This window comes from Flavobacterium sp. (genome assembly GCF_035760125.1).
GTDB lineage: Bacteria > Bacteroidota > Bacteroidia > Flavobacteriales > Flavobacteriaceae > Flavobacterium.
The window spans coordinates 1-4,947 of the sequence record NZ_DASTTN010000170.1 but is presented as its reverse complement, the minus strand read 5'-3'; the positions used below and the strand labels follow the sequence as shown (position 1 = coordinate 4,947).

Sequence of the window (4,947 nt, the reverse complement as noted above, 5' to 3'; positions counted from 1 at the left end):
CTTTATCGGCGTGCAAACTCATTTCGCAACCACCGCCAAATGTCATTCCGTAAGGCGCAACTACAACCGGAATTGAGGAATAACGAACGCGCATCATCGTGTCTTGGAACATTTTGATGGCCATATTCAACTCATCGTATTCCTGTTCCACCGCCATCATGAATATCATTCCGATATTGGCACCAACAGAGAAATTCGCTGCCTGATTTCCTATAACCAAACCTTGATATTCTTTTTCGGACAAATCTATCGCTTTATTGATCGCAGTTAAAACATCACCGCCAATAGTATTCATTTTGGATTGGAATTCTAAATTCAGAATTCCGTCTCCCAAATCTTGAATGATAGCACCGCTATTGCTCCAAACTTTTTGACTTTCGCGAATGTTGTTCAGGATGATGAATGCATCTTGACCAGGAACTTTAGTTTGTGATTTTGTTGGAATATTGTAGAAATAAGTAGCTCCTTCTTTTACAGTGTAAAAACTTTTACTTCCAGAGGCTAACATTTCAGTAACCCAAGCTGCAGGCTCAAGACCTTCGGCTTTCATAATTTCGATTCCATTTTGAACACCAATGGCATCCCAAATTTCGAATGGACCATTTTCCCATCCAAAACCAGCTTTCATAGCATCGTCTATTTTGTATAATTCATAAGATATTTCAGGAATACGGTTGGAAACATATGCAAACATTCCAGAGAAACTTTTTCTGTAGAATTCACCTGCCTTGTCTTTTCCTTTAACTAAAACCTTAAATCTGTTGATTGGTTTGTCAATTGTTTTTGTTAATTCCAAAGTAGCAAAAGAAGCTCTTTTGGCAGGACGGTATTCAAGAGTATCCAAATCCAAAGAAAGAATATCTTTGTCCACTTTTTTGTAGAAACCTTGTCCTGTTTTGCTTCCGTACCATTTATTTTCCATCATTTTGTTGACAAAATCAGGAAGTTTAAATAATTCGTGTTGTTCGTCTGTTGGGCAGTTTTCATAGATTCCGTTGGCAACATGTACCAAAGTATCCAATCCAACTACATCCACAGTTCTGAAAGTAGCCGATTTTGGGCGACCAATAACCGGTCCCGTCAATTTATCAACTTCTTCAATAGTCAATCCCAATTCTTTTACCAAGTGGAACAAGCTTTGAATTCCGTAAATACCGATACGGTTTCCGATAAATGCTGGAGTATCTTTGGCAACAACCGAAGTTTTACCCAAGAATTTCTCTCCGTATATGGTTAAGAAATCCAAAACCTCAGAAGAAGTTTGCGGACCAGGAATAATTTCGAATAATTTTAAGTAACGCGCAGGGTTAAAAAAGTGAGTACCGCAGAAATGTTTTTGGAAATCTTCGCTACGTCCTTCGCTCATGAAATGAATTGGAATACCAGAAGTGTTTGATGTTACCAAAGTTCCCGGTTTTCTAAATTTTTCAATTTGCTCAAAAACCAATTTTTTGATGTCCAAACGCTCCACAACCACTTCTATAATCCAATCTACATTGGCAATCTTAGCCATATCGTCCGTAGTATTTCCAGTTGTGATTCGGCTTGCGAATTTTTGACTGTAAATAGGGGATGGCTTCGATTTTAATGAGTTGGCCAAATGTTCGTTTACCACACGGTTGCGAACAATTTTACTTTCAAGTGTTAGCCCTTTTTTGGCTTCGGCATCAGTCAATTCTCTTGGGACAATGTCCAAAAGCAAGACTTCGACTCCAATGTTGGCAAAATGACAAGCAATTCCCGAACCCATAATTCCGGATCCAATTACTGCTACTTTTTTAATGGTGCGTTTCATATATTGATAATATTTAAATTTTGGAGATATGGTATCGCCAGATCTTCATTGGTATTCGCAACAACTGCTGTCATGGCGATTTCATACTTAGTTACTATTTTTTTTAAATTGAATATGTTATCGCCATTCTTCATTAATTTTTAATGATTCTGAATCTTGGCGCTATCATCATTATTGTTTTCTGGTTGATTGAATATATTTTTATTCTGAATTAATTCGTTGATAATTTCTGCGACTTCTATGAAATTGTTTATCTTCTCTTCCGAGACATGTTGTCTTACAGATTCATTAAATTTCAAAACAGTATTCTTCGAAAGTTCTCTTTTTTCTTTACCAAATTCTGTTAGATAAATTAAAACTCCACGGCCGTCTTCTGGATTTTTCTTTCGGGTGATCAAGCCTTTTTCTTCCATCGATTTTAGTGTTCTGGTCAAGCTCGTAGCTTCCATTCCCATTCTTGGTCCTAATGCCGTTGAAGGTGTTCCTTCTTCTCTGTCGATGCTTAATAAGGCAAATCCAGTTGCCATTGTTGCGTCATATTTATTGGCTTCTTCGTTGTACATTCTGGATACGGCTTGCCAAGTTGCTCTTAGGATATAATCTATTGTTTTGTTTTTCATATTTTACTATATCGTTTTCAAATGTAATAAAAAAAATACTATGCATGCATAATAAATTTTATTTTTTTTTATTTTTTTATAAATATAAATAAAAAACTCCTTTAAAATAAGGAGTTTGGTAAATATTATGCGTGCGCAGTATTTTCTTGTTTTAACAAAAATGATGTTTTTTTGATTTTGAAATAAGATGACTATCCGCAGTGCATATCATATGAATTTTATTATAAAGTTTTGGAGAAGAAAGATTTGGCTTTTTCAGGAAACATCGTCCCGCTATCTGTTGCAATATTATGTGCCTCTCGCCTTTTGGGACGAGACGGCACATAATGATTTTCACTTCTATCGGGGCTAAAGGGAGAAATTTTGCTTTTTGTTTTCATTCAGGAAAAAAAGAAATGAAATAGTCGTTTTTGTGTATCCAAAATGTGATTGGTTACTCACTTTATTTTCTTACTTTACCCGAAAAAAATACAAATCATGAAGTTTATATCAAACCGAACTATAATTCTAAAATCACTTATTGCCGCATTTATTATTTTGGGAATCAAAAATTTTATTTTCAAAAACCTTTCTCTTTTTGGGCAGGATTTTCATGATTTGATAGAGCTGTCTGATATTACGATAATTTTCACGGGAGCTTTTTTTGTATTTGGGTTATTATTGGCGGCAACGATGACCGATTTTAAAGAAAGTGAAAAGATTCCCGGTGAAGTGGCTTCAAATCTGGAAGCTATAAAAGATTGGATTTACTTGGCTTTCAAAGCTCCTAGAACAGGAACCTCCGATTTATGTAAGGAAGAATTGAACAGCACTTTTCTGCGACAAGAAATGATTATCATTACCGATGGTATTATTTCGTGGATTTATTCCAGCGGTAAAGATTCTACGGTTATCTTTCCGTTAATTCGAAAATCAAATGAAATAGCCTATTATTTTGCCGAAAGAGGTGTAGATAAAGAAGCTATAAAAGGTATACAGGAAAACACCAACGCGATGCGAAAACAGCTTACGCGTGCGTATTCGATTTCGAGAAATAATTTTATCAAACCGGCATATACATTACTCCAAAGCATTCTGTTTATAGTGATGTCTCTTTTGCTGATTACCAAATTCAAAAGCCCATCTGCCGATTATTTGGTGACCTCTGCCATTACGTTTTTATTTTGCTATTTGTATTTATTGATTAGCGGTCTGGACGATCCTTTTGATATTTTCAATGGAGATACCAACGTTGATTTGAAACCCATTGACCGATTCAAACAACGATTACTTTCGGATTTTTTGGTTTGATAGTGTTTTTAGAACAAACAGTATAACTAAGGCATAGATAAAGCATAGATAGTGTATGAATAATGTATGAAAACAAAAACAAAAAATCACGATTAGATAGTCGTGATTTTCTGTTTAATGAGGTAAATTGATTTTTATTACCCTTTCTTAAAATTCCCACTGTCTACATCCCTCAAAAACTGGATTACCCCTTTGAAATAGTTTTTCTGGTCATCATATTGTGAAAGGTGGCTTCCATTTGGGCAATATAAAAATCGTCCGTTTTGCACTTCTTTAGACATCCATTCCATATGTTTTGGATCCATAGTGTCATATTTGGCACCAATAACCAAAGTAGGAACGGTAATTGTTTTAAGTCGGGCAGTAACATCCCAATCCTTTAAAGAGGCATCTCCCGTAATCCCAAATTCACTCGGGCCTTGCATATACACATACACATTCGGGTTGATGTGTTTGAAAGCTCTGTTTATGGATTCCGGCCATTTGTCAACAGGCATTCTTAAAATATGTTCCGTATAGTAATATTTGAATAGTAGTTCAGTGTATTTTGGGTTGGAATAATCCTTATTTTTTTCAAATGTTTTTATTTGGTCAAAAACAGCTTTTGGAAGTTTTGGTCCAAGTACTTCTTCGGCATATTTGTTGTAAGCAGGAGCGCTCGCCATCATATTGGAAATAATCAGTCCTTTGAGATTCTTTTGGTATTTCAAAGCATATTCCATTGCGAGGATTCCTCCCCAGGATTGCCCCAAAACATAAAAATTAGTATTGTCACAGCCTAATGCTTTTCGAACCTGTTCCACTTCTTCCACAAATCGTTCATTGGTCCACAAACTATTGTCATTAGGCTGGTCGCTGTAATAAGAACCTAATTGATCATAATAGATGTATTCAATACTTTCGTTCGGGAAATAGCCGTCAAATGACTCATACAGTTCATGTGTGAGACCTGGACCTCCGTGAAGCAATAGTACTTTGATAGTTGGATTGTTGCCTATTGTTTTTGTCCAAACCTTGAACGTGCCTTTCGGAGTGGTAATCGGAATCATTTTGATACCGCCGGTAAATTGATCATCTCTTTTTGAAAAGTCAAGATAATTGGCTTTAATGGTATCTTCAGTTTTTTCTTTACAGCCTACAATCAAAAAGAGGCTGATGAAAAGCATAGTATAGATTTTGATTCTCATGAGATTTTTTTTAAAATTACAGTGAAGATAAGAAGTTTTTAAATACAAAAAAAGA

Annotated in this window: 4 protein-coding genes; 1 reads left to right on the top strand and 3 read right to left on the bottom strand. The window is 35.5% G+C overall.

All coding sequences use genetic code 11. The features are described 5' to 3' along the window. Positions 1 to 1,795 (bottom strand): 3-hydroxyacyl-CoA dehydrogenase/enoyl-CoA hydratase family protein (locus VFS71_RS06590; RefSeq protein WP_326400120.1); only part of this gene is annotated, 1,795 nt, incomplete at its 3' end. Between the two features lie 140 nt (positions 1,796 to 1,935). Continuing rightward, the gene (locus VFS71_RS06585; protein WP_326400118.1) at positions 1,936 to 2,415 is read right to left on the bottom strand and encodes a MarR family transcriptional regulator; all 480 of its coding nucleotides are present in this window, start codon (positions 2,413 to 2,415) and stop codon (positions 1,936 to 1,938) included. 477 nt (positions 2,416 to 2,892) lie between these two features. On the opposite strand from VFS71_RS06585, the gene VFS71_RS06580 reads away from it, so the two are divergent. Beyond that, entirely contained in the window at positions 2,893 to 3,705 is an 813-nt protein-coding gene (locus VFS71_RS06580) for a hypothetical protein (RefSeq protein ID WP_326400117.1), read from the top strand. A 137-nt stretch (positions 3,706 to 3,842) separates the two neighbouring features. Here VFS71_RS06580 and VFS71_RS06575 read toward each other — a convergent pair whose 3' ends face one another. Further along, entirely contained in the window at positions 3,843 to 4,892 is a 1,050-nt protein-coding gene (locus tag VFS71_RS06575; protein WP_326400116.1) for a proline iminopeptidase-family hydrolase, read from the bottom strand. Positions 4,893 to 4,947: the final 55 nt, after the last annotated feature.

Bases quoted from the DNA above. Each gene is read 5' to 3' on its own strand.
- VFS71_RS06585 (WP_326400118.1), bottom strand. From the start codon at position 2,415: ATGAAAAACAAAACAATAGATTATATCCTAAGAGCAACTTGGCAAGCC.
- VFS71_RS06580 (WP_326400117.1), top strand. From the start codon at position 2,893: ATGAAGTTTATATCAAACCGAACTATAATTCTAAAATCACTTATTGCC.
- VFS71_RS06575 (WP_326400116.1), bottom strand. From the start codon at position 4,892: ATGAGAATCAAAATCTATACTATGCTTTTCATCAGCCTCTTTTTGATT.